The organism is Roseivivax sediminis, from assembly GCF_900112685.1.
GTDB classification, from domain to species: Bacteria; Pseudomonadota; Alphaproteobacteria; order Rhodobacterales; family Rhodobacteraceae; genus Roseivivax; species Roseivivax sediminis.
In genome coordinates this window covers 1-1097 of record NZ_FOMS01000037.1, presented here as the reverse complement: position 1 = coordinate 1097, position 1097 = coordinate 1, and the positions used below count along the sequence as shown (strand labels likewise).

2 pseudogenes are annotated in these 1097 nt (G+C 63.4%); both read left to right on the top strand.

Annotated features, from left to right (window positions below):
- Positions 1 to 390, top strand: a pseudogene (locus tag F3H57_RS22715) (helix-turn-helix domain-containing protein); the annotation flags it as partial.
- A gap of 172 nt (positions 391 to 562) precedes the next feature.
- A pseudogene (locus tag F3H57_RS23045) lies at positions 563 to 942 on the top strand (transposase); the annotation flags it as partial.
- Between the last annotated feature and the right edge of the window lie 155 nt (positions 943 to 1097).

Below are 1097 nucleotides of genomic sequence, written 5' to 3'. Positions count from 1 at the left end.
ATCGCCGACGCTATCGAGGCCAGCGGCAAGAGCCAACGCGAGATCGCCACCGAGATGGGCTACGAGCGCCCGAACGTGGTGTCGATGATGAAGAATGGCGACATGCGCATGCCACTCGAACGCATTCCCGCTTTCGCCGCCGCCACCGGGGTGGACGCCGAGCTCATGCTGCGGACCGCGATGCTCGAATACATGCCGGCGACCTGGGAGGTGGTGGCAGCGTCACGACGCCAGACAGGCTCGGATCGGGCCTTTCCCGTACAGGACGCACAGATCAATATCCGCGGTCCGGCCCCGACATCGAGCGCTTCAAGCAACTCTGCCAGGCGGAGCGCCGCACCTACTTCGACATGCTTGTGCAGCTCATGGACTTCCGTGACGCGACCTTGAACAGGATCATCGACGAAGCCTGACGATGAGGCGGGGCGACGCCGGTCGACCCACGCTGCGCAGATGCGCTTCAGGACGCTCAAAACTGGCCCGTGGCTGCGTCTATGCAATCTCGGACGGCCACGCGCCACCTCCGGCAGCAGCGGCGCCTACGACGCGATTCCAGCAAGCTCGCCTTGGCAGCGCCAATGCCGAGACCGTGGCGTTTCGCTGGAAGGATTACAGGAGCAAGCGCGGTGATCGGCAGAAGTTGATGCAACCGGCCACAGACGAGTTCATCCGAAGCTTCCTGATCCACGTCCTGCTTCACGGCTTCAACCGCATCCGGCACTACGGCTTCCTCGCTGGAGCCGGGTAAAAGGACACGGTCGCGCAGATCAGCGAGTTGCTTGGCACATCAAAGACCGCCGAGACGTCAGATGACGGCACCGCACCACCAGATACGCTGCGAGCGCCGTGCCCGGATTGCGGTGAGCCGATGCGTATCATCCAGATCTTCCACCGCGGGAGATACCGCAATCCCGAGCACCGCCAAGGAACCACGCCACATGACGACACAGACACGCCCCCGATGCTTACCTTGCCGACGCTGACGGGTAGACGATACGTGCCCAATTGCCCTAAACGCGACTTGCTTTGCGCCCTTACCGGCGCGACACCGACCCGCTCGCCGGCCCGGATGGCCCCGAGCTTTTCCCGAGAGTAAT